This window comes from Xanthobacter luteus (assembly GCF_040049235.1).
Taxonomy (GTDB): domain Bacteria; phylum Pseudomonadota; class Alphaproteobacteria; order Rhizobiales; family Xanthobacteraceae; genus Xanthobacter.
On the sequence record NZ_JBDZDO010000001.1, the window covers coordinates 1,643,896 to 1,666,650 of the forward strand.

Genomic DNA, 22,755 nt, shown 5'->3' on the forward strand with positions numbered 1-22,755 from the left:
CGGCTCAGCGGCGGACGAGGAGACTGCGCGGCGAAGAATCTTTGAGAGACTTTCCACGTCCAGACAAGCTCGGGTTGGTCATGAAATACCGATGGGCGTTGAAATGCTCCTCGCCCGGGCCGGGAACGATGCGCTCGGACGAGCCGTCCGGAAGCACCCGCCAACTCTGCTCGTTGTCGATGAGATTCGCCACCATGATTTGGTCGAGAACCTGCTCGTGCACGGTGGGATTGATAATGGGGCAAAGTGTCTCGACGCGGCGGTCGAGGTTGCGCTGCATCAGGTCCGCCGAGGAGATGTAGACGATCGCCTGCGGGCTCGGCAAACCGTGGCCGGCGCCGAAGCAGTAGATGCGCGAGTGCTCGAGGAAGCGCCCGACGATGGATTTCACCCGGATGTTCTCCGACAGGCCGGGGATGCCGGGGCGCAGGCAGCAGATGCCCCGCACCACGCAGTCGATCTGCACCCCGGCCCCGCTCGCCGCGTAGAGCGCGTCGATGATCTCCGGATCCACCAGCGAGTTGCACTTCAGCCAGATCGCCGCCGGGCGGCCGGCTCTGGCGTGGGCGACCTCCTCGGCGATGTTGCGCAGCAAACGCGGCTTCAGCGTGGTGGGCGAGACCGCCATCACGTCCAGTTCGCCGGGCGTCGCATAGCCGGTGATGAAGTTGAAGATGCGCGCCACGTCCTGGGCGATCACCGGGTCGGCGGTGAAGAAGCTGAGGTCGGTGTAGATGCGCGCGGTAATGGGGTGGTAGTTGCCGGTGCCCACGTGCACGTAGGTGGCGAGGGTGCCGCCTTCCCGGCGCACCGCCATGGAGAGCTTGCCGTGGGTCTTCAGCTCGATGAAGCCGAACACCACCTGCACGCCCGCGCGCTCGAGGTCGCGCGCCCAGCGGATGTTGGCCTCCTCGTCGAAGCGCGCCTTCAATTCCACCAGCGCGGTCACCGACTTGCCGGCCTCCGCGGCCTCCGCCAGCGCCTTCACGATCGGGCTGTCGGAGGAGGTTCGGTAGAGGGTCTGCTTGATGGCGACGACGTTGGGGTCGCGGGCGGCCTGGCGCAGAAACTGAACCACCACGTCAAAGGATTCATAAGGGTGGTGAACCAGAATGTCCTTCTCACGAATAGCAAGAAAGCAGTCTCCGCCGTGATCCCGGATGCGTTCGGGAAATCGGGCGTTGTAGGCCTGAAACTTGAGGTCGGGCCGGTCCACCGAGACCAGCTGCGAGAACTCGTTCATGGCGAGCACGCCGTCGATCACGAAGATCTCGTCGTCGTTCACGCCGAGCTCGCGGGCGACGAAGTTGCGCAATTCGTCCGACATGGCGGCGTCCGCCTCCATGCGGATCACCTCGCCGTAGCGGCGCTGCTTCAGGGCGGTCTCGAACAGGCGGACCAGGTCCTCCGCCTCCTCCTCGATTTCCAGGTCGCTGTCGCGCACCACCCGGAACACGCCCTGCCCGCGCACCTCGTAGCCGGGGAACAGGCGGGCGATGAACAGGCTGATCATCTGCTCCAGGGTGATGAAGCGCATGGCCTGCCCCTCGTCGGGCAGGCGGATGAAGCGATCCACCTTGGCGGGGATGCGGATCAGCGCGTTCATGCCCCGGCCGTCGCCCGCGCGCACCAGCTGCAGCGCCAGCGAGAAGCCGAGATTGGGGATGAAGGGGAAGGGATGGGCCGGATCGATGGCCAGCGGGGTGAGCACCGGGAAGACGTAGTTGAGGAAATGCTTCTCCAGCGCCTGCCGGTCCGCGCCGGTGGTGTCCGCGCCGTCCACCAGCACCACGCCGACGCCGGCCAGCTCCGGGCGCAGCTCGCGCCAGCGCGCCTGCTGGTCGGCGATCAGCTGGGCCGCCCCCGCCATGATCTTCACCAGCTGCTCGGAGGGGGTGAGGCCGTCCGGGCTCGGGGTCTGCACGCCCTCGCGCACCTGCTCCTTGAGGCCGGCGACGCGCACCATGAAGAATTCGTCGAGATTGTTGGCCGAGATGGACAAGAAGCGCAGTTGCTCGAGCAGCGGGTGGTCCTTGTTGGAGGCTTCCTCCAGAACCCGGCGGTTGAAGTGCAGCCACGACACTTCGCGGTTGATGAAGCGCTCGGGCGAGGCCGAAAGCGAGACCGCCTCGCGGGCGTCGTCGGCGACGAATTCCTCAACCTCCACCAAGGCTGCGACGTCGTTTGCGCTCATGCTGGGTCCCCCTTGCTCGGCCGGACCATGGCCGCCTAGCGTGACTACTCTATGACGGCCGGCGCGCTCAGTCCTCGTCTTCGTTGGTCGCCAGTTCCGCATGCTCCTTGAGCACTTGGGCGGCGAGCGCGCGCGTCACCGGACGGGCGGCGGCGAGCGCGGCCGCGTCGATCGCCTCCACCACCCGCTTCGCCCCGGCGACCGAGCGCGGCGCCCGCAGCAGGAGGTATTGGACGGTCGCCTCGTCCACCGTCAGCTGGCGGTCGGCAAACAGCTTCACCAGAACCGCCGCGAGCAGCGCGTCGTCGGCGGGGGCGATCTCGAACACCGGCACGGTGCGCAGGCGCGAGGCGAGGTCGGCGGTGGCGAGCGGCAGCTGGGCCGGCGGCAGGCGGGCGGTGAGCAGCAGATAGGCGTTCTGCTCGCGGGTGAGGTTGAGCAGGTGGAACAGCGCCGCCTCCTCGAAGCCCCCCGGCTCCAGGTCTTCCAGCACCAGGGCGCCGGTCTCGACCGCCTCCGGCACGCCGGCCCGGTCGAGCGCCCGCGCCTCGACCAGGCGCGCGCCCGAGCGTTCGGCGAAGATCGCCGCGAGGTGGCTCTTGCCCGCGCCCTCGGGCCCGACCAGGCACACCACGCGGGCCGGCCAGTCGGGAAAGGCGTCGATGAGCGCGAGCGCGGCGGCATTGCCCGGCGCGGCGAGGAAGTCCTCGCGCCGCAAGGCCGGCTGGCCGGAAAGCTGGAGCGGCAGCTGGCGCGGGGGGGAGGCCTTGGGCATGGCGCTCAGGTCGGACCGGCGGCCGGCGGCGGCAGCGGGTCGTCGCCCTCGCCCCGGTAGAGGCTGGAATCCAGATACTGGCTGATGGCGAAGCGCACCAGCACCCCGGTTGCCGCGGTCAGCGGCACCGCCAGCAGCAGGCCGACGAAGCCGAACAGGTAGCCGAAGGCGAACAGGGCGAACATGAGCCAGACCGGGTGCACGCCGATGCTGTCGCCCACCAGCTTGGGATAGAGCACGTAGCCCTCGATGGTCTGGCCGGCGACGAAGATGACGAGCACGCTGCCGATCATGCCCCAGTCGGGGAAGAACTGGACGATGGCGACCCCCATGGCGAGGATGAAGCCGGTGAGCGATCCCACATAGGGGATGAAGGAGATGATCCCCGAGACGATGCCGATCAGCAGGCCGAAATTGAGGCCGAGCATGGAGAGCGAGACGGCGTAGAAGGTGCCGAGGATCAGGCACACCATGGCCTGCCCGCGCACGAAGCCGGCGATGGCAAGGTCCATGGACCGGGCGAGATCGTGCACCACCGGCCGGTGCGGGATCGGCACCAGCCGGTCCACATAGCCCACCATCGTGTCCCAGTCGCACAGGATGTAGAACATCACCACCGGCGTCACGACCATGAGCGCGAACATGGAGATCAGCGCCTGCCCGCCGGACCACACCGAGGACAGGAGGCCGAGCAGATAGGCGACGCCCTGCGTCATCAGCTCGGAGATCGAGCGCTGCATGTCCGGCAGCCGGTCGCCGACGATGTGGCTGAGCCACTCCCGGTTCTCCTCGGTGACAAGGCCCTGCAGGCGCGTCACGTAGGACGGCAGGCGCTGGATGAAGTCGAACAGCTGGCTCGAGAGCACCGGCAGCAGCACCAGGAAAAACAGCATCACGAACAGCAGCATGATGCCGACGATGACGACGCTCGACGGCACCCGGCCGATGCCGAGCGTTTCCAGCCGCATCACCACCGGATTGAGGAAATAGGCCAGCACGATGCCGGCGACGAACGGCAGCAGGACGCCGCGCAGCAGCCAGAGGACGAGGATGGCGGCGATCAGCGTGCCAATCCAGAAGCCCACCTGAACCCTGCCGGCCATCGCGCCTCCTCGCATCATGCGCCGCACCGCGTCGTACCAGTTGTTCCGCGCCGGTCGTTGCGCGTCAATCGACCCGTGTCAATCGCCCGTGTCAAACGGTCCGCGCCGAAGGTGCGTCGCGAGCGTCCGGCCTCGACCGTCCGGCATCATGGCCGAAGCGCTTGCTGCTGATGCGCCGGGCGCGGCTTGGCGCGGGCCGGCGTCCGCGCCGCCGTTCAGTCCTGGTCGTTCAAGCCCCTGGTCGTTCAAGCCCTGGTCGTTCAAGCCCTGGCCGTGCCATGCCACGCCGTTCCGAGCCGGACCCCTTCGATGCCGGCGAGCGGATGCCGGCGAGCGCCCGCTTGCCCGCGTCACGCGCGCCGAGGGGACCGCCCTGCGCGCCGGGCCGGGATCACTTCGCCATGTGGCGCGTCCATTCCGCGAGATAGGCCGCGGCGGAAACCCCCGTCAAGAGGCCCACCGCCACCAGCCCGAGCTCGACCAGCTCGGGCGCCTCGATGTCGAACCCGGCGCACGCCAGTACCAGGGCCGCGAAGCAGATCTGCGCCACGGTGTTGGCCTTGGAGATCAGCAGCGGCGCGATCGCCACCGGCCGGGCGAGCACCAAAGCGAGCAGCACCGCGCCGACGATCAGCACGTCGCGCGTCACCACGGCGATGGCGACCCAGCTCGGCACCAAAGCGGTGGCGGCGAGCGCCAGGTAGATGGAGACCAGGAGCGCCTTGTCGGCGAGCGGGTCGAGATAGGCGCCGAGCTCGGTCTGCATGCCGAATTTCTTGGCGATGAGGCCGTCGAGCGCATCGGAGATGCCGGCCGCCACGAACAGCCAGAAGGCGAGCTGCGGGCGCCCCGAGGCGATGGCCCAGATGACCACCGGCACCAGCAGGATGCGGACCAGGGTGATGATGTTCGGCAGGCTCACGCGGCGTTCCCCGTTCTGCTTTGGCGGCAAACATAGGGAAGGCGCCGGCGTGGCGGTAGGCCCCGGCCGATCGCCCCGACCGGCCGGGCGCTGACGCGGCTGGAATCGGCGCGCGCGGCAACAGCCGGTCGGCGCCGGCCGCGCCGCCCGGCCAAAGGCGCGCCGGTCAGTCGCGGCGCACGGCCATGTTGCCGAAGGTCTGGCGGCTGGGCATGGCCTGGATGCGGTTGATGTTCACGTGGCGCGGCAGGGTGCAGCAGAAGAACACCTGCTCGGCGATGTCGGCGCCGGTCATCGGGTCGGCGCCGGCATAGACCTTGTCCGCGCGGCCCTTGTCGCCCTCGAAGCGCACCATGGAGAACTCGGTCTCCACCAGACCGGGCTCGATGTTGGTGACCCGCACGCCGGTGCCGGCGACGTCGGCCCACAGGTTCAGGGAGAACTGCTTCACGAACGCTTTGGTGGCGCCGTAGACGTTGGCGCCGGGATAGGGAAAGTCGCCGGCGAGGGAGCCGGTGAGCACCACGTGGCCCTGCTTGCGGGCGATCATCGCCGGCAGGCTCGCGCGCACCGTGTAGAGCAGGCCGTTGATGTTGGTCTCGACCATGGTGTCCCAGGCGTCGAGGCTGGCCTGCTGGGCCGGATCGAGCCCGACCGCGAGGCCGGCATTGGCGAACACCACGTTGTAGTCGGCGAACGGCGCCGGCAGGCCGGCGAAGGCGGCCAGCGTCGCGTCGCGGTCGCGCACGTCGAGCTCCACCGGCAGGATCGCCTCGCCCAGCTCCGCGCGCAGGTCGGCCAGGCGATCGGTGCGGCGGGCCATCGCCACCACGCGGCTGCCGGCGGCGGCAAAGCGGCGCACGGCGGCCGCGCCGATACCCGAGGTGGCGCCGGTGACGACCACGGTGAGGGAACGGGGATCGAGCATGGCGGACATTTGCGGGTTCCTTGGTCGGCGCCTGGGAACGGGTTTTCCGCGCACGGCGCCGGAGCGTCGCCGTTTGGCGGCGGCCGGCGCGGGAGGCGGCGGTGGGATAGCGCGCATTAACCATTGCGTCCATCCGCGTCAAATTTACGGTATCGAAGTAGTCATGCGGCCATGGTGATGCCATGTTCTCGGAAAAGGCTTGCAGGCTTACAGTCTGTGCGGGCGACGCGCGCCAAGGGCGCCACGAGCCGAACGTTGTGAATGGCCATGGAAGACCTCCGATCGCGCCGCGGGCGGTGGCGGATCGGGTTGGAACTGGCTAGGGTTGCGGGGAACGTCCGGAGAGTGTGGATGAAGGTGGTCTATCTGGGGGCGGCGATCGCTTCTGCGGTCATGGTGGGCGGCTGCAGCACGGAGCTCGACGGCTTCGGCGCCAAGCCCTCTGCCATGGACAGCAACCGCGTGACGACGGCGCCCACCGGCGCGGCGGAGAGTTCCCCCGCCCCGGTGGGGGTCTCCGCGGCCGCCACCGGGGCCATCACCACCCGCACCGCCGCCACCGTTCCGCTGACGCCGCCGCCCGCCAATCCCGGCGGCACCGCTTATGCCCCGACCGCCGCCAAGGAGCAGATGTCCGGCGCGTGGAGCTTCGGCTGGGACAACGGGCGCAACTCCTGCCCGGTGATGCTCTCCACCACGCGCGGCCTCAACGGCCTCGCCGCGCAGGCGGACGTATCCTGTCCGAGCGAGATCTTCATGACCAAGGGCTGGGACATGATGGGCCCGGACCTGGTGCTGCAGAACCACCAGGGCAAGGTTACCGCCCGGCTCCAGCCGTCCGGCCCGAACCGTTACGTGGGCACCATCGCCGACACCAACCAGCAGGTGGTCCTGGTGCGCTGAGCGCGCGCCGGCGCCGGTCGAGGCCGCGCGGACGGGGGTCTGTCGCGGCCGCCGGCCTCAGTCCTCGGGCCCGAGCGCGGCCGAGATGGCGCGCTCCACGGTCGCGCCGGGATCGAACGCCACCGGCACGCCGAGCACCCGGGGCCAGAACAGCGGCTCCTTGATGGCGCCCATGAACTGGGCCGCCGCCAGTTCCGGGTCGACGCCGGGGGCGAGCCGGCCCGCCCGCGCCAGCGTCGTGAAATAACCTTGCAGCGCCTTGACGATCGGCTCCTTGCCGGCGGCGAAATAGGCCTGGGACAGTTCCGGGAAGCGCGGCGCCTCGGCGATGACGAGCCGCAGCAGCGGGATCACGTCCGGCCGGTCCCAATGGGCCTTCAGCCCCTCCACATAAGCGCGCAGCACCGCGCGCGGGCAGCCCGCGGTCTCCGCCGGCAGCGGCGGGGCGCGGGTGAGGTGCGACCAGGCCTCGTCGATCACCGCCGCGAACAGCTCCGCCTTGCTGGCGAAATGCTGGTAGAGCGTGCGCTTGGAGACCGGGGCGGCGGCCGCAACCGCGTCCATGGAGGTGGCGCCATAGCCCTTTTCCAGGAACAAAGCGCGCGCCGCCTTGAGGATGCGCGCCGCCGTGCCGCGCGGGTCGCGGCGGCGGGCGGCGGGCGCGGGTTCCGATCCGGGTCGAGGTGGTGCGCTGGCACCTGGCGCGTCGGTCATTGACTTATGTAAACCGTTCGGTGTACTTATTGCGCGTCCCGGCCGACATCGCCTGCCGGGGCGTCCCCCATTCCAATCCCCAGGAGGTCCCCCATGGACCACCGCCCCCTCGGTCGCTCGGGTCTGTCCGTGTCCGCCATCGGCCTCGGCTGCATGGGCATGTCCGAATTCTATGGCCCCAGCGACGACGAGCAGTCGCTGTCAACCCTAGCAGCGGCCCTCGATCTCGGCATAAATTTCTTCGACACAGCCGACATGTACGGCTGTGGCCACAACGAGCGCCTGATCGCCCGCTTCCTGAAGGGCCGGCGCGACAAGGTGGTGCTCGCCACCAAGTTCGGCCTGGTGCGCGGGCCGAACGGCGAGCGCCTCGGCGTCAGCGGCGCGCCGGACTATGTGCGGTCCGCCTGCGAGGCGAGCCTCGCGCGGCTCGGCGTCGACACCATCGATCTCTATTACCTGCACCGCGTGGATCCGAAGACCCCCATCGAGGACACGGTGGGCGCCATGAAGGGCTTGGTGGAGGCCGGGAAGGTGCGCTTCCTCGGCCTGTCCGAATGCGCCGTGGAGACCCTGAAGCGCGCGCACAAGGTGCACCCGATCACCGCGGTGCAGTGCGAGTACTCGCTGTGGACCCGCGATCCCGAGCGCGGGATGCTGGCGGCGTGCCGGGAGATCGGCGCCGCCCTCGTCGCCTACAGCCCGCTGGGCCGCTCGTTCCTCACCGGCGCGGTGGCGAGCACGGACGGTCTGGCGGAAGGCGACTTCCGCCGCACCAATCCGCGCTTCCAGGGCGAGGCGCTGGCGCAGAACCGGCGCCTGGTGGAGGCGCTCGCCGACTTCGCCGCGCAGAAGGGCGCGACCAGCGCCCAGATCGCCCTCGCCTGGATCCTGAACAAGCAGGACCACGTGGTGCCGATCCCCGGCACGCGGCGCGAGAAGTATCTGAAAGAGAACGTGGCGGCGACCGCGATCCGGCTTTCGGCGCCGGAGATCGCCACCCTCGACGCGATGTTCGCGCCGGAGAAGGTGGCCGGCACGCGCTATCCCGCCGCCGGCATGGCCGCGGTCGGGCTCTGATCGGCGACGCCCCTCCCCGCCTCCAGATTGTTTGACGGCAGGACCGGCCGGATCGCACCGCGATCCGGCCGGTTTGCGTCAGGGCCCCGGGATCGCGGCCCCTTGCGTTTTAGATATATCTTACGATATGAAAGTTACAGTCATATCTTTCGACATATCTGAGGAGACGCAATCATGTTCGGATGCAGACCCGGCTGGAACCCGGAACGCTTCGCCGGCGGCCCTGGCCGCGGCGATTGGGGCCATCGCGGCGGCGGCGGCCGCCATGGGCGCGGCGGCGGCGACATGTTCCGCATCGGCCGCATGCTGGCCCAGGGCGACCTGAAGCTGGTGGCGCTCTCGCTGATCGCCGAGCAGCCGCGGCACGGCTACGAGATCATCAAATTGATCGAGGAGAAGACCGCCGGCTGGTATTCGCCGAGCCCCGGCGTGGTCTATCCCACCCTCACCTTCCTGGAGGAGGCGGGCTACGTGACCGCCGAGCCGGACGGCGCGAAGAAGCGCTACGCCATCACCGAGGAGGGCCGCGCTTTCCTCGCCCAGAACCGCGACTTCGCCGACGCCATCACCGGCCGGCTCTCGGAGATCGGCCTCAAGATGGGCCGGGTGCGCAAGTGGATGGGCTGGAGCGAGGACGGCCCGAGCCACGGCGCCGAGCTGCCGCGTCTGGTGGAGGCCGCGCTCGAGAACCTGCGCGACGTCGCCCAGCAGCGCCTCGCCGACAATCGCGGCGCGGAGACCCGCATCGTCGAGATCCTGGCCCGCGCGGCCAACGACATCCGCGAGGCGTGAGCCCGGCGGGCGGGCCCGCCCGCCCATCCTGGACGCCCTTCGGTCCTGGAGCCGCCCTTCCCCACCTGGAGCCCCCTCCCCCTTGCGGGGAGGGGCAGGGGTGGGGGTGTCGCGGCCCTCGGAGGGCTGGGGTCCAAAGCCACGTCCGCCATTGCCGGCGCGGCGCGACCCCCACCCCCTCACCCCTCCCCACAAGGGGGAGGGGAGCCGCCACCTTGGACAGCGTGCGGCGAGGGACTCCTGCGCAGCAGGCCATGCCCTACCCAGCCTTTGGCGCCCCCGCGACGGCAAAGCCGGCGCCGTTCCCCGGCCAAACGACGGCGCAGCCGGAGCGCCGAGCCGGGGTCCAGCGCAGGACTCCTGCGCAGCAGGCAATCCCCGGCACCGCCACCGTAGAAGACGCCGCCTGCGGCGCAGCTCTTGCGCTGGGCCCCGGCTCTCCTTCCACGGCGCCGTGCGCCGTTCCAGTCGGCCGGGGCACGAGGGTGGGGCCAGTCCCCGCCGCGCGGGCAAAACCTGCGCGTGTTTCCCTGCCCCGCGACGGTGCAGCCGGCGCCCTTCCCCTGGGGCAAAGCGACGGCAAAGCCGGCGCCGTTCCCTTGCCCGCCGCGGCGGCGGCTGCTAAGAGCCGCCATCCCGCGCTCAGGCGCGGTTTCCTTTATTCGCAACAGACAGGACGGTCCCCATGGCGATCGAGCGCACCTTCTCGATCATCAAGCCCGACGCCACGCGTCGCAACCTCACCGGCGCCGTGAACGCGGTCATCGAGAAGGCTGGCCTGCGCATCGTCGCGCAGAAGCGCGTACTGATGACCAAGGCGCAGGCCGAGACCTTCTATGGCGTGCACAAGGAGCGTCCCTTCTTCGCCGACCTTGTGGCCTTCATGACCTCCGGCCCGGTGGTGGTGCAGGTGCTCGAAGGCGAGGACGCGGTGGCGAAGTATCGCGACGTGATGGGCGCCACAAACCCGGCGAACGCCGCCGAGGGCACCCTGCGCAAGCTGTTCGCCGAGTCCATCGAGGCCAATTCCGCCCATGGCTCCGACAGCGTCGAGAACGCCAAAGTGGAGATCGCCCAGTTCTTCGCCGGCAACGAGATCGTCGGCTGAGCGGCACCCGGCCCGCCGCCGCCGGAATGGGTGAAAGCGGGCCGCCGGTGCGCTAACATGGCCGCCTTCCCATTGCGGCCTACCTTTGTGCGGCGCGGAAAGGAATTTGCGCGCTGCGAAGTCCAGTTTTGGTTGAGACGCCCGGTCCCTTTGGGTAACGTTCCCACGTTAAATTCAAAATACGGCGCACCAGACGCCAAATACCAGGCTCCGATACCGGACCTCCCAGGGGGATGGAAGACATGTCGCTCGACTCGCCGGTGCTGTGGCTCGCGCTGCTGCAGATCATCTGGATCAACATCCTGCTCTCCGGCGACAATGCCGTGGTCATCGCCATGGCGTGCCGCTCGCTGCCCGAGAAGGCCCGCAAATGGGGCATCATTCTCGGCGCGGGCGTCGCGGTGGGCCTGCGCATTCTCTTCACCGGCATCGTGGCGACTCTGCTCGGCCTGCCCTGGCTGAAGCTCGTGGGCTCGCTCGCGCTCATGTGGATCGCCGTCGACCTCGCGGTGCCGAGCGAAGGCAATGACGAGACGGTCGAAGCCAGCGAGAGCCTGTGGAAGGCCGTGGGCACCGTGGCGCTCGCCGACATCGTCATGAGCCTCGACAACGTGGTGGCCGTGGCCGCCATCGCCAAGGACAACTGGTACCTGCTGGCATTCGGCCTCGCCATCTCGATCCCGCTCATCATCGCCGGCTCGTCGATCGTCATGGCGCTGCTCGACCGCTTCCCGGCCCTGGTCTGGGCCGGCGCGGGCCTGCTCGGCTGGGTCGCCGGCGAGATGCTGATCGGGGACACCGCCATCACCTCCCGCATCAGCCACGAGCTCACCGAGAGCCTCGCCCACGTCGCCCCGGCGGTCGGCGCGACGCTGGTTCTGGTGACCGCCTTCCTCATCGGACGATGGAAGGCCCGCCACGCCGAGCAGGCGGGCCACTGACGCGACGGCCCCGCCGCAGGCGCGGACGGGGGCAGGAAAAGGGGCGCGAACCGCCCCTTTTTTCTTGCCACCCACATGACGTTGCGTAAATTTTACCTTACGAAACATGACCTAAGGGTAGCTGACCGTCCTCAGGACAAAGAGCCCGATCACGCAGCAGGGGTAACCGATGGACTTTGCGTCACCGACCTTCTGGGTCTCGCTGCTTCAGATCATCTGGATCGATCTGCTTCTGTCCGGCGACAACGCGGTCGTGATCGCCCTCGCCTGCCGCTCGCTGCCCGAGAAGCAACGCAAATGGGGCATCCTGCTCGGCGCTGGCGCCGCCGTGGGCCTGCGCATCCTGTTCGCCTTGGCGGTGTCCTATCTGCTGGGGATCCCGTTCCTGAAGGTGGTCGGCGGCCTCCTGTTGCTGTGGATCGCGGTCAAGCTGATCACCGACAATGAGGGCGAAGCGCACGACGTGGCGGCATCCGACAGCCTGTGGAAGGCGGTGCGCACCATCGCCATCGCCGACGCGGTCATGAGCCTCGACAACGTGGTGGCGATCGCCGCCGCATCGCGCGGCCATCCCGAGCTGTTCATCTTCGGGCTGCTGCTCACCATCCCGCTGATCATCTTCGGCTCGCAGCTGGTGCTGGCGCTGCTCACCCGCTTCCCGCTGCTGATCTGGGCCGGCGCGGCGCTGCTGGGGTGGATCGCCGGCGAGATGCTGGTGGGCGACGTGATGTCGCTCCAGTACCTGCAGCACTTCGACCCCGCTTGGGTGAAGCCGGACGCGGAGGCGCCCACCGGCCTCAAGCCGGCGGCCCTGCCGCACTATGTGGCGAGCATCGTCGGCGCGGCGGTGGTGCTGGCGCTGGGCTACGTCCTGCGCGGGCGCGGCCAGAATGCAAGCGAGGCCGAGCACCGCGCCTGACCGCCGGACCGCTTGGTCCCGACCCGACGAGAAAGGGGGCGACGGCATCCGTCGCCCCCTTTAAATTTGCCGCCATGAACACCCATGTCCCATCCCCCGGCGCCGCCCCCCACGTCCAGGCCGCGGCTCCGGCCCGGCTGCGCGCCTCCGCCTGCCCGCACGACTGCCCCTCCACCTGCGCCCTCGAGGTGGAGGTGGACGACGACGGCCGCATCGGCCGGGTGCGCGGCGCCAAGGACAACAGCTACACGGCGGGGGTCATCTGCGCGAAGGTGGCGCGCTACGCCGAGCGCGCGCACCATCCCGACCGGCTGACGCGGCCTCTGGTGCGCACCGGCCCCAAGGGCTCGGGCCAGTTCGCTGCGGTGTCCTGGGACGAGGCCCTCGACCGGGTGGCGGACGGCCTCGCCGACGCCGAGCGGCGCCACGGCGCCGAGGCGGTGTGGCCCTATTATTATGCCGGCACCATGGGCCTCGTGATGCGCGACGGCATCAACCGGCTGACCCACGCCAAGAAGTATTCGCGCTTCTTCTCGTCGATCTGCGTCAACCCGGCCTGGAGCGGCTATCTCGCCGGCGCCGGCCGGCTTTCGGGCGCCGATCCGCGGGAGATGGCGCAGTCGGACCTGATCACGCTGTGGGGCACCAACGCGGTCGCGACCCAGGTCAACGTGATGACCCACGCGGTCCAGGCGCGCAAGACCCGCGGGGCGAAGATCGCGGTGGTGGACGTCTACCGCACCCCCACCATGGCGCAGGCGGACCTGCCGCTCCTCATCCGCCCGGGCACCGACGGGGCGCTCGCCTGCGCGGTGATGCACGTGCTGTTCCGCGACGGGCGCGCGGACCGCGCGTATCTCGCGCGCTACGCGCGCGATGCGCAGGCGCTGGAGACGCACCTTGCCGCGCGCTCGCCCCAGTGGGCCGCCGCCATCACCGGGCTGGAGGTGGAGGAGATCGAGGCCTATGCGCGGCTGGTGGGCTCGACGCCGCGCGCCTATTTCCGCATCGGCTACGGCTTCACCCGCTCGCGCAACGGCGCCGTGGCGATGCATTCGGTCGCCTCGATTCCGGTGGTCTCGGGCGCCTGGCAGCACGAGGGCGGCGGCGCGGCGCATTCGCTCTCGGGCCTCTACCGCTGGCGCAAGACCTTGATCGAAGGGCTGGATCTGCTCGACCCCAGGACCCGCGCGCTGGACCAGTCGCGCATCGGCCCGATCCTCGTGGGCGAGGCGGAGGCGCTCGCGGGCGGGCCAAAGGTCGCCGCTCTGTTCATCCAGAACACCAATCCGGTGGCGGTGGCGCCCGCGCAGGACAAGGTGCGCGCCGGCTTTGCCCGCGCGGACCTGTTCGTCACGGTGCACGAGCACTTCATGACCGACACCGCCAGGATGGCCGACGTGGTCCTGCCCGCCACCATGTTCACCGAGCACGACGATCTCTACCAGGCGGGCGGCCATCCCCACATCCTGCTCGGCCCCAAGCTGGTGAATCCGCCGGGCGAATGCCGCTCCAACCACGACGTGGTCTGCGCCCTCGCCGACCGGCTCGGGGCGGAGCACGAAGGCTTCGCAATGACCGCGCGCGAGATCATCGACCGGACCCTGCGTGAGACCGGCCGCGGCACGCTCGACGCGCTCGAGGCGGCGCGCTTCATCGACATCGCCCCGCCGTTCGCCGAGGCCCATTTCCTCGACGGTTTCGGCCACCGCGACAAGCGCTTCCACTTCGCCCCGGACTGGCGCGCCAGCGGCCTGCCCGCGCCCGGCCTGTTCGGCCCCTGGCAGGAGATGCCGGCGCTGCCCGACCATTGGGCGGTGATCGAGGAGGCGAACGCGGACTATCCCTTCCGCCTGGTGACCGCGCCGGCGCGCTCGTTCCTCAACACCACCTTCACCGAGACTGCCTCCTCCGCCGAGCGGGAAGGCCCGCCGACGCTGATGATCCACCCGGACGACGCGGCCGGCCTCGGCGTCGCGGCGGGCGACAATGTGCGGGTCGCCAGCGCGCGCGGCGAGGTGGTGCTGCGCGTGCGCCTGTTCGACGGGCTGCGGCGGGGGGTGGTGGTCTCCGAGCAGATCCAGCCCAACCGCGCCCATGCCGGCGGACGCGGCATCAACACGCTGACCGGGGCCGATCCGGTGGCGCCGGTGGGCGGGGCGGCGTTCCACGACAACCGGGTGCGGATCGCGCGCTCGTGATCCACCCGCCTGGGCCGGCGCCGGCCGCCGGCGCCCGCCGCGCGGACAGGGGTCGGGCCCGGCACGGCATTGAGGTAGTGCAATGAGGCAATTGCGCCTCGGGGCGCTTCCGGCTATCCAGTGGCGCGATCCATTGCGAGCGGGGGGCGGCTCCGCGCTGCAAGGCGAAGCTTGATGAGCCGTCTCGACCGCTACATTCTTTCCACCGCGACCGTCGCATTCCTCGGCGTCGTGGTGGTGCTCGCCGGCATGATCTGGGTCACCCAGGCGCTGCGCCAGCTCGACCTGGTGACCAGCCAGGGCCAGACCATCATCGCCTTCCTCGCCATCACCAGCCTCACCATGCCGACTTTGGTGCTGGTGATCGCGCCCGCGGCGCTGTTCATCGCCACCGCCTACACGCTGCTGAAGCTCAACGGCGACAGCGAGATCGTGGTGATGGCCTCGGCCGGCATGAGCCATTGGCGCCTGCTGCGCCCGCTCGCTTTGCTGGCGATCGCGGTCTCGCTGCTGTGCGAGGTGCTGGCGATCGAGGTGGTGCCGGCGAGCCTCAGCGGCTTCCGCGAGCAGGTCTCGCGGGTGCGGGCGGACGTGGTGTCGTTCATCGCCCAGCCCGGACGGTTCGTGAACCTGACCCAGGGCCTCGTCTTCCACGTGCGCGAGCGCACCCAGAGCGGGGTGATGCACGGGGTGTTCATCAATGACGGGCGCGACGTAAAGGAGATCTCCACCTATCTCGCCGATCGTGGCCAGATCGTCGAGAACGAGGCGGGTATCTTCCTGGTGCTGGAGAGCGGGTCCATCCATCGCCGCGGCAGCGACAAGGCCGCCAGCACCTCGGTGGTGGAGTTCCAGCGCTACGCCTTCGACCTGTCGTCGCTGGCGCCGAGCGCGAAGGGCGACCTGATCCGGCCCATGGAGCGCTCGTTCGCTTATGTGCTCGACCCGCCCAAGGACGACGCGTTCCTGATCCACACCCCCGGCCGCTTCCGCGAAGAGGTGCACAAGCGCCTGTCCGCCGGCCTTTATCCATTCGCCTTCTTCGCCATCGCCGCCGCGGCGCTGGCGCGGCCGCGCACCACGCGCCAGAGCCGCGGGCTGGCGCTCACCGCCATCATCCCCGCCATGGCGGCGGTGCAGGCGGGCAATTTCGCCATCGCCGGCCAGCTCAAGGCGCAGATCGCCGCCGTGCCGCTGATCTACGCCCTGCCGGTGGTCACCGTCATCCTGTGCGCCCTGGTGCTGCAGGGCTGGATCAGCTTCTCGACGCCGCAGTGGCTGATCAATGGGCTCGACGGCCTCAAGGGGCGCTTCGCGCGTCGCACGGCCGCCGCCAACCCATGATCGGGCGCACCCTCGGGCTCTATTTCGCGCGCCGTTTCGCCTCTTCGGTGGCGATGATCTTCCTGTCGTGCGTCGCGCTCATCATGCTGGTGGACTTCCTGGAGATGGCCCGCCGCACGGCGGACCGCGAGCAGGTCACCACCAGCCTCGTGGGGCTCGTCACGGTCTACCGGGCGCCCGCCTTCACCGAGCAATTGCTGCCGTTTGCGGTGCTGTTCGGGGCGATCGCCACCTTCGTGCTGCTGTCCCGCAGGCTGGAACTGGTGGTGGCGCGGGCGGTGGGGCTCTCGGTGTGGCAGTTCATCCTGCCGCCGGTGGTCGTCGCCTTCCTGGTCGGCGTGTTCGCCACCACCGTGTTCAACCCGATCTCCGCCGACTTCAAGGAGCGCGCGAACCAGATCGAGGGCGAGATCTTCGGCTCCACCTCCTACTCGCTGACCCTGGACAAGAAGGAATTCTGGGTCCGCCAGCAGAGCGTGGACGGCCAGTCCATCATCCAGGCCGCGGCCTCCCAGCAGGGCGGGCGGGTGCTGTCCGGGGTGGTGATCTACGAGTTCGACGCCAACGACAAGCTGATCGAGCGGGTGGAGGCGCGCACCGCCACCCTCGGCGAGGGCGTGTGGTCGCTCACCGAGGCGCGGGTGCTGGTGCCGGGCTTCGACGTCCAGACCTTCGCCACCTATCTCGTGGCCACCAACCTCGACCCGCGGGAGATCCAGGACTCGCTGGTGGCCCCCGAGACCGTGTCCTTTTGGCAACTGCCGGGCGCCATTCGCAGTGCAGAACAATCCGGCTTCGGCGCCGCCCGCTATCGACTTCAGCTCCAGAGTCTTCTGGCCCGGCCCTTTTTGCTGATCGCCATGGTGCTGATTGCCGCATCCGTCGGCCTCCGCGTGTTCCGGTTCGGGGGGGTGGGGCAGACGATTCTCGGTGGCGTCACGGCAGGGTTTCTGCTTTATGTTGGGTCGAAGCTCGCCGAGGATCTCGGGGAGGCCGGCATCGTTCATCCCGTTGCCGCAGCGTGGTTTCCGGCGGTCGCGGGGATTTTCATGGGGGTCCTCATTCTTCTGCACAGGGAGGACGGATGACGGTCGGGTCCTTCCCCGACGCTGCGCGAAGCCAGCCGGCACGCCGAATCGGCGAGCATCGGACGGGAGCTTTTGCGCGCGCGGGGCTCGCCGCAATCTGCATCCTGGCGCTGATCGGCGCCGCTCCCGCCCTGGCACAGGGGGCGCGAGGCGGCAGCAGCGCGTCCGGCCTCATGACCGCGCCGAAGCTGGACCCGAATCAGAAGATGCTCGTCACCGCCGACGAGATGGAATACGACTACCAGAAGGATACCGTCGCGGCGGTCGGCAACGTCCAGATCTATTATGACGGCTCCACCCTGGAGGCGAATCGGGTGGTGTTCGACCGCAAGGCGAACGCGCTGGTCGCCGTGGGCAACGTCCGCCTGAAGCAGAAGGACGGCAAGATCGTCACGGCCGACAATCTGGAGCTGACCCAGGACTTCAAGCAGGGCTTCATCGATTCGCTGCGCCTCGACACGCCGGAAAAGACCCATTTCACCGCCGCCCGCGCCGACCGCATGGACGGCAACGTCACGGTGTTGCAGAACGGCACCTACACCGCCTGCGAGCCGTGCAAGGACAATCCGACCAAGCCGCCGCTGTGGCAGATCCGCGCCAAGAAGATCATCCACAACGAAGACCAGCAGATGGTCTACTACCAGGATGCCACGGTCGAGTTCTTCGGCTTCCCGGTGGCGTACTTCCCGTACATGTCCTCCCCGGACCCGACGGTGAAGCGCAAGACCGGCTTCCTGATGCCGGAATTCCTGTCCTCGAGCCAGCTCGGCTACGGTGTCGGCACGCCGTTCTTCTGGAACATCGCGCCCGACCGTGACCTCACCATCACGCCCACCTACCTGACGCAGCAGGGCGTGCTGATGCAGGGCGAGTGGCGCCAGCGCCTGATCAACGGCAGCTACACCATCCGCGCCGCCGGCATCGTCCAGCAGGACAAGGACGCCTTCCTCAACGTCTATTCCAATGGCGTGGTGGAGCCGCTGCCCGGCTACCGCGACGAGCGCGGCGCCGTCCAGAGCACCGGCGCCTTCGCCATCAACCGGTTCTGGACCATCGGCTGGGACGCCACCCTGGTCTCCGACCGCACCTTCCTGCGCGACTACAACCTCGTGCCGCTCGCGAAGACCGAGCAGGTGTCCACCGCCTACCTGACCGGCCAGGGCGACCGCTCCTATTTCGACCTGCGCGGGCTCTATTTCCTCGGCCTGTCGGTCACCGACGATCAGGACCGCCTGCCGGTGGTCGGCACGCTCAACTACAACAAGGTGTTCGACAAGGCGCTGTGGGGCGGCGAGGCGGGCGTGAAGGTGAACCTCACCAGCCTCACCCGCGACCAGGCCGATTTCATCGGCACCTCCGCTGCCACCTCCGCGGTGGGCGCCATCGGCGTGCCCACGGGCGCCTGCACCCTCGCCAACCCCAACGCCCGCGAATGCCTGCTGCGCGGCGCGCCGGGCGACTACACCCGCCTGTCGGCGGAGGTCTATTGGCGCAAGACCGTGACCGATTCCATCGGCCAGATGTGGACGCCGTTCGTCACCGCCCGCGTCGACGTCGCCTCGGTGAATATCAGCCAGCTGCCCCTCAGCTATTCCTACGGCCCCATCTTCCCGGGCCAGAACCCGCTGGATTCGGGCAGCGACGGGCTGATCCGCGGCATGCCGGCGGTCGGCCTCGACTACCGCTATCCGTTCATCTCGGCCGAGAGCTGGGGCACCCAGACCATCGAGCCGCGCGCCCAGATCATCATCCGGCCCAACGAGACCGAGATCGGCGAGTTCCCCAACGAAGACGCGCAGAGCCTCGTGTTCGACGACACCAACCTGTTCGAGATCAACAAATATTCCGGCTGGGACCGGGTGGAGGGCGGCGGTCGCGTCAACGTGGGCGTGACCTATACCGCGGCGGTGAACGGCGCCGGCCTCTTCACCGCGGTGGTCGGCCAGTCCTACAGCCTGTTCGGCAAGAATTCCTTCGCCTATGGCGACATGGCCAATACCGGCCTCGAATCCGGCCTGGAGACCGGCGCCTCCGACTATGTGGCGCGCTTCAGCTACTCGCCGACTAAGAATCTCGAACTCACCACCCGCTTCCGCTTCGACGAATCGAACTTCTCCATGCAGCGCTTCGAGCTGCAGGGCCGCGCCGAGGTGGATCGCCTGAGCGTCTCGACCATCTACGGGCGCTACGAGGCCCAGCCGCTGCTCGGCTATTACGAGCGCCGCGAGGGCGTGCTCGCCAATGGCAGCTACAAGCTGACCGACAACTGGTCGGTCAAGGGGGCCATCCGCTACAATATCGGTGAGGCGGCGTTCGACTACACGCTGGTGGGCCTCAGCTATATCGACGACTGCTTCACCCTCGCCTTCAACTACATCACCGACTACACCCTGAACGGGCCCAACGCGCCGCCGGACACCAAGGTCACGGTACGGATCGGCCTGCGCACCCTCGGCGAGGGCGGCTTCTCCACCTCCTTCGGCTCCGGCTCGGACTGATCCGGCCGCCCTGCGGCGCGGGCCTTCGAGCGCCGACTTTCCTGCCGCAGGCTGCCGCTGCGGCGGTCTTCCCCGGCTTCGCCGGTCGCCTTTGGCGCGCCACCGTTCGCCACCGCCGCTGGCCGGCCTACCGCCGGACCGCAGCGCAAAAGGCCGCAACCGATCACAATGGGGCGATACCGGCCCGCCGCGCTTGCGCCGAAGGGTGGCGTCCCGGCGCGTTTGGTGGCAAAACCACAGTGGCGAGCCGGCTCACTCCGCCGCCCGCTGCCCAGGCCCCATTGCCGCCAGGAACGGAGCCCATCCTCATCCTTGAGCTCCACGGTCGACACGGATCGTCGCTCTGCGCGCACCAACCCGCGGAAGCACCATGCCCTTTCTGATGCGCCTCTCTTTTGCCGCCCTGCTTGCCACGTTCGCGCTGGCGACGCCCGCCGCAGCGCAGAAGGTGGTCGTGGTGGTGAACGGCGACCCGGTCACCTCCTACGACATCAGCCAGCGGCAGCGCCTGCACCAGGTGATCGATCGCAAGTCCATCGGCCCCAAGGAGGCGCTGGACGAACTCATCGACGACCGCATCAAGACCCAGCAGATCCGGCGCCTGCAGACATCGGTCGAGCAGAAGGACATCGACCGCCTGTATGCGGGCATCGCCGAGCGCTCCGGGCGGACCGCGGCCGAGCTCACCGCCAGCTTCGCCCAGGCCGGGCTCGACGCCCGCGCCTTCAAGGACAAGGTGGTGGCGGACTATATCTGGAGCCAATATGTGCGCGGGCGCGCCGGAACCACCACCATCCGCGATTCCGACGTGATCGCCGCGCTCCAGCGGCGCGGCACCACCCAGCTCGTGGCCACCGAATACACGCTCTACCCCATCGTCTTCGTGGTGCCCCGCAACAGCTCCAATTATTCGGCCCGCCTGCAGGAGGCGAACGCGCTCCGCCAGCGCTTCGCCGGCTGCGAGACCGGGCTCGACATGGCGAAGAGCCTCAAGGAAGTGGTGGTGCGCCAGCCGGTCCTGCGCCTGTCCTCCGACATGCCGGCCCAGCTGCGCCAGCTGCTCGACAAGACCGAGGTCGGCCGCCTCACCCCGCCCGAGGTGACCCAGACCGGGGTGGAGACCTTTGCCATCTGCAGCAAGGCCCAGGTGCGCGGCGAGAGCTCCGAGAAGCGCGAGATCAAGGACCAGCTCAGCACCGCGCAGTTCACCGCCGAATCCAAGAAGATGATCGAGGAGCTGAGGAAAACCTCGCTCATCGAATACCGCTGATGGCCCCGTCCCCAAGGCGGCCGCTCGCCTTGGCGCTGGGCGAGCCGGCCGGAATCGGGCCCGAGATCGCCCTCCTCGCCTGGCAGGCCCGGCACACGGCGCAAGTGCCGGCCTTCATCGCTTTGGGCGACCCGGCTTTGCTGGAGGACCGCGCCCGGCGGCTCGGCCTTGCCGTGCCGATCGTCGGCACGGCGCCGGAGGCGGCGGCGGAGCGGTTCGCCGACGCCCTGCCGGTGCTCGCCGCCGGCCCCGCGGCCACCGCGGCGCCGGGCCGGCCCGACGCCTCCAGCGCACCGTGCGTGCTCGAGGCGCTCGCCGCCGCGCTCGATCTGGTGAGCTCGAGGCGCGCCGCGGCGCTCGTCACCTGCCCGCTCGCCAAGGCGGTGGTCCAGGCGGCGGGCTTTCCCTTCCCCGGCCACACCGAATATCTCGCTTATCACGCGCGCGCCGCGGACGGCGCGATCCCGCGCCCGGTGATGCTGATCTGGTCGCCGCTGCTCGCGGTTGCGCCCGCCACCATCCACGTGCCGCTCAAGGACGTGCCCGGCCTCCTGACCCGCGACCTGCTGGTGGAGACCGGCCGCATCGTCGCCCGCGACATGGAGCGGCGCTTCGGCCTGCCGCGCCCGCGTCTCGCCTTTTGCGGCCTCAACCCCCATGCGGGCGAGGACGGCCACATGGGTCGCGAGGACGAGGAGGTGGTACGCCCCGCGGTCGAGGCGCTCGCCGCCGAGGGCATCGCCGCCACCGGCCCGCTGCCCGCCGACACCCTGTTCCATGCCGAGGCGCGCGCGCGCTACGACGTGGCCATCGGCATGTATCACGATCAGGTGCTGATCCCGGCCAAGACGCTCGCCTTCCATGACGGGGTGAACGTGACCCTGGGCCTGCCCTTCATCCGCACCTCGCCCGATCACGGCACCGCGTTCGACATCGCCGGCACCGGGCGCGCCAACCCGTCGAGCCTGATCGCGGCGCTGCGCCTCGCGCGCCGGCTTGCCGACACCGAGGCGGCGCGGGAGCAGGCGGCGTGAGCGCCCTCGACGACCTTCCGCCGCTGCGCGACGTGATCCGCGCGCACGGCCTGTCCGCCCAGAAGTCGCTCGGGCAGAACTTCCTCCTCGACCTCAACCTCACCGCCCGCATCGCCCGCGCCTCCGGGCCGCTGGAGGGCGCGACGGTCATCGAGGTCGGCCCCGGCCCCGGCGGCCTGACGCGGGCGCTGCTGGCGTTGGGCGCGGCGCGCGTCATCTCCATCGAGCGCGACCGGCGCTGCATCGACGCGCTCGCCGAGATCGCGGCGCATTATCCCGGCCGCCTGGAGGTGATCGAGGGCGACGCGCTGAAGGTGGACGTGCGCCCGCTGATCGGCGACGGTCCGGCGCGGGTGGTGGCGAACCTGCCCTACAACATCGCCACCGTGCTGCTGGTGGGCTGGCTCTCGGCCGAGCCCTGGCCGCCGTGGTTCTCCTCGCTCACCCTCATGTTCCAGAAGGAGGTGGCCGAGCGGATCGTCGCCGCGCCGGGCTCCAAGGCCTATGGCCGGCTCGCCGTGCTGGCCGGCTGGCGCGCCGAGGCGCGCATCGCCTTCGACGTCGCGCCTTCCGCCTTCGTGCCGCCGCCGAAGGTGACATCCTCGGTGGTGCACCTCGTGCCGCGGGCGGCGCCTTTGCCCTGCGCGCTCGCGGTGCTGGAGAAGGTGACCGAGGCCGCCTTCGGCCAGCGCCGCAAGATGCTGCGCCAGAGCCTGAGGAGCCTCGGCTGCGATCCCCTGCCCTTGCTGGAGGCGGCCGGCGTCGCCGAGACCGCGCGGGCGGAGGAGATCGGCGTCGAAGGCTTCGTCGCCCTCGCCAACGCGTTCGCCGCGGCGCGGGCCGCCAAGGCACCCGCCGTCCCGGCCGGCGCCTGAGGCGGCCGGCGCAGACGACGCCGGCGCGAGCGGCGAAGCCGCCCCACGATCATGTCCCGGCTCGAT

At 69.6% G+C, this 22,755-nt stretch carries 19 protein-coding genes; 13 read left to right on the forward strand and 6 right to left on the reverse strand.

From position 1 onward, the window contains the following. Nucleotides 1-4: 4 nt before the first annotated feature. From ABLE88_RS07980 to ABLE88_RS08000, 5 genes are all read right to left on the reverse strand, one after another. Nucleotides 5-2,194 (reverse strand): RNA degradosome polyphosphate kinase, encoded by a 2,190-nt coding sequence (locus ABLE88_RS07980; RefSeq protein ID WP_348830906.1) that lies wholly within the window; start codon nt 2,192-2,194, stop codon nt 5-7. A 67-nt stretch (nt 2,195-2,261) separates the two neighbouring features. Further along, nucleotides 2,262-2,969, reverse strand: coding sequence for a P-loop NTPase family protein (locus tag ABLE88_RS07985; RefSeq protein WP_348830907.1), 708 nt, complete (start codon nt 2,967-2,969; stop codon nt 2,262-2,264). A gap of 5 nt (nt 2,970-2,974) precedes the next feature. Continuing rightward, a complete protein-coding gene (locus ABLE88_RS07990; RefSeq protein ID WP_348830908.1) occupies nt 2,975-4,072 on the reverse strand; it encodes an AI-2E family transporter in 1,098 nt (365 codons plus the stop codon). Between the two features lie 391 nt (nt 4,073-4,463). Further along, nucleotides 4,464-4,994 carry a CDP-alcohol phosphatidyltransferase family protein gene (locus ABLE88_RS07995; RefSeq protein ID WP_348830909.1) on the reverse strand — a complete coding sequence of 177 codons (531 nt, stop codon included), beginning with the start codon at nt 4,992-4,994 and terminating at the stop codon, nt 4,464-4,466. A 166-nt stretch (nt 4,995-5,160) separates the two neighbouring features. Beyond that, nucleotides 5,161-5,931, reverse strand: a complete 771-nt coding sequence (locus ABLE88_RS08000) for an SDR family NAD(P)-dependent oxidoreductase (RefSeq protein WP_348830910.1) — start codon at nt 5,929-5,931, stop codon at nt 5,161-5,163. A gap of 342 nt (nt 5,932-6,273) precedes the next feature. Here ABLE88_RS08000 and ABLE88_RS08005 point away from each other — a divergent pair, with 342 nt between their 5' ends. Then, a complete protein-coding gene (locus ABLE88_RS08005) occupies nt 6,274-6,825 on the forward strand; it encodes a protease inhibitor Inh/omp19 family protein (RefSeq protein WP_348830911.1) in 552 nt (183 codons plus the stop codon). Between the two features lie 57 nt (nt 6,826-6,882). Here the strand turns inward: ABLE88_RS08005 and ABLE88_RS08010 are convergent, their stop codons facing one another. Next, nucleotides 6,883-7,539, reverse strand: a complete 657-nt coding sequence (locus ABLE88_RS08010) for a TetR/AcrR family transcriptional regulator (protein ID WP_348830912.1) — start codon at nt 7,537-7,539, stop codon at nt 6,883-6,885. Between the two features lie 93 nt (nt 7,540-7,632). Between ABLE88_RS08010 and ABLE88_RS08015 the strand changes: the two genes are divergently transcribed. From ABLE88_RS08015 to rsmA, 12 genes are all read left to right on the forward strand, one after another. Further along, complete coding sequence (locus tag ABLE88_RS08015; protein ID WP_348830913.1) at nt 7,633-8,619, forward strand: aldo/keto reductase; 987 nt, start codon at nt 7,633-7,635, stop codon at nt 8,617-8,619. A 174-nt stretch (nt 8,620-8,793) separates the two neighbouring features. Next, nucleotides 8,794-9,411, forward strand: coding sequence for a PadR family transcriptional regulator (locus ABLE88_RS08020; RefSeq protein ID WP_348830915.1), 618 nt, complete (start codon nt 8,794-8,796; stop codon nt 9,409-9,411). Between the two features lie 685 nt (nt 9,412-10,096). Continuing rightward, entirely contained in the window at nt 10,097-10,519 is a 423-nt protein-coding gene (gene ndk, locus ABLE88_RS08025) for a nucleoside-diphosphate kinase (protein WP_348830916.1), read from the forward strand. Between the two features lie 242 nt (nt 10,520-10,761). Next, nucleotides 10,762-11,460, forward strand: coding sequence for a TerC family protein (locus tag ABLE88_RS08030; protein ID WP_348830917.1), 699 nt, complete (start codon nt 10,762-10,764; stop codon nt 11,458-11,460). A gap of 169 nt (nt 11,461-11,629) precedes the next feature. Then, entirely contained in the window at nt 11,630-12,379 is a 750-nt protein-coding gene (locus tag ABLE88_RS08035; protein WP_348830918.1) for a TerC family protein, read from the forward strand. Nucleotides 12,380-12,453: 74 nt separating this feature from the next. Then, a complete protein-coding gene (locus ABLE88_RS08040; RefSeq protein ID WP_348830919.1) occupies nt 12,454-14,580 on the forward strand; it encodes a molybdopterin-containing oxidoreductase family protein in 2,127 nt (708 codons plus the stop codon). Between the two features lie 174 nt (nt 14,581-14,754). Then, nucleotides 14,755-15,924: an LPS export ABC transporter permease LptF gene (gene lptF, locus ABLE88_RS08045; protein ID WP_348830920.1), complete on the forward strand. Its 1,170-nt coding sequence runs from the start codon at nt 14,755-14,757 to the stop codon at nt 15,922-15,924. Next, nucleotides 15,921-17,012 (forward strand): LPS export ABC transporter permease LptG, encoded by a 1,092-nt coding sequence (lptG, locus tag ABLE88_RS08050; RefSeq protein ID WP_348830921.1) that lies wholly within the window; start codon nt 15,921-15,923, stop codon nt 17,010-17,012. The genes lptF and lptG overlap by 4 nt, the downstream gene beginning before the upstream one ends. Nucleotides 17,013-17,185: 173 nt before the next feature. Then, a complete protein-coding gene (locus tag ABLE88_RS08055; RefSeq protein ID WP_348830922.1) occupies nt 17,186-19,510 on the forward strand; it encodes an LPS-assembly protein LptD in 2,325 nt (774 codons plus the stop codon). 370 nt (nt 19,511-19,880) lie between these two features. Beyond that, a complete protein-coding gene (locus ABLE88_RS08060; RefSeq protein ID WP_348830923.1) occupies nt 19,881-20,780 on the forward strand; it encodes a peptidylprolyl isomerase in 900 nt (299 codons plus the stop codon). Further along, a complete protein-coding gene (pdxA, locus tag ABLE88_RS08065; RefSeq protein ID WP_348830924.1) occupies nt 20,780-21,814 on the forward strand; it encodes a 4-hydroxythreonine-4-phosphate dehydrogenase PdxA in 1,035 nt (344 codons plus the stop codon). The genes ABLE88_RS08060 and pdxA overlap by 1 nt, the downstream gene beginning before the upstream one ends. Further along, nucleotides 21,811-22,689 carry a 16S rRNA (adenine(1518)-N(6)/adenine(1519)-N(6))-dimethyltransferase RsmA gene (rsmA, locus tag ABLE88_RS08070; protein ID WP_348830925.1) on the forward strand — a complete coding sequence of 293 codons (879 nt, stop codon included), beginning with the start codon at nt 21,811-21,813 and terminating at the stop codon, nt 22,687-22,689. The genes pdxA and rsmA overlap by 4 nt, the downstream gene beginning before the upstream one ends. Nucleotides 22,690-22,755: the final 66 nt, after the last annotated feature.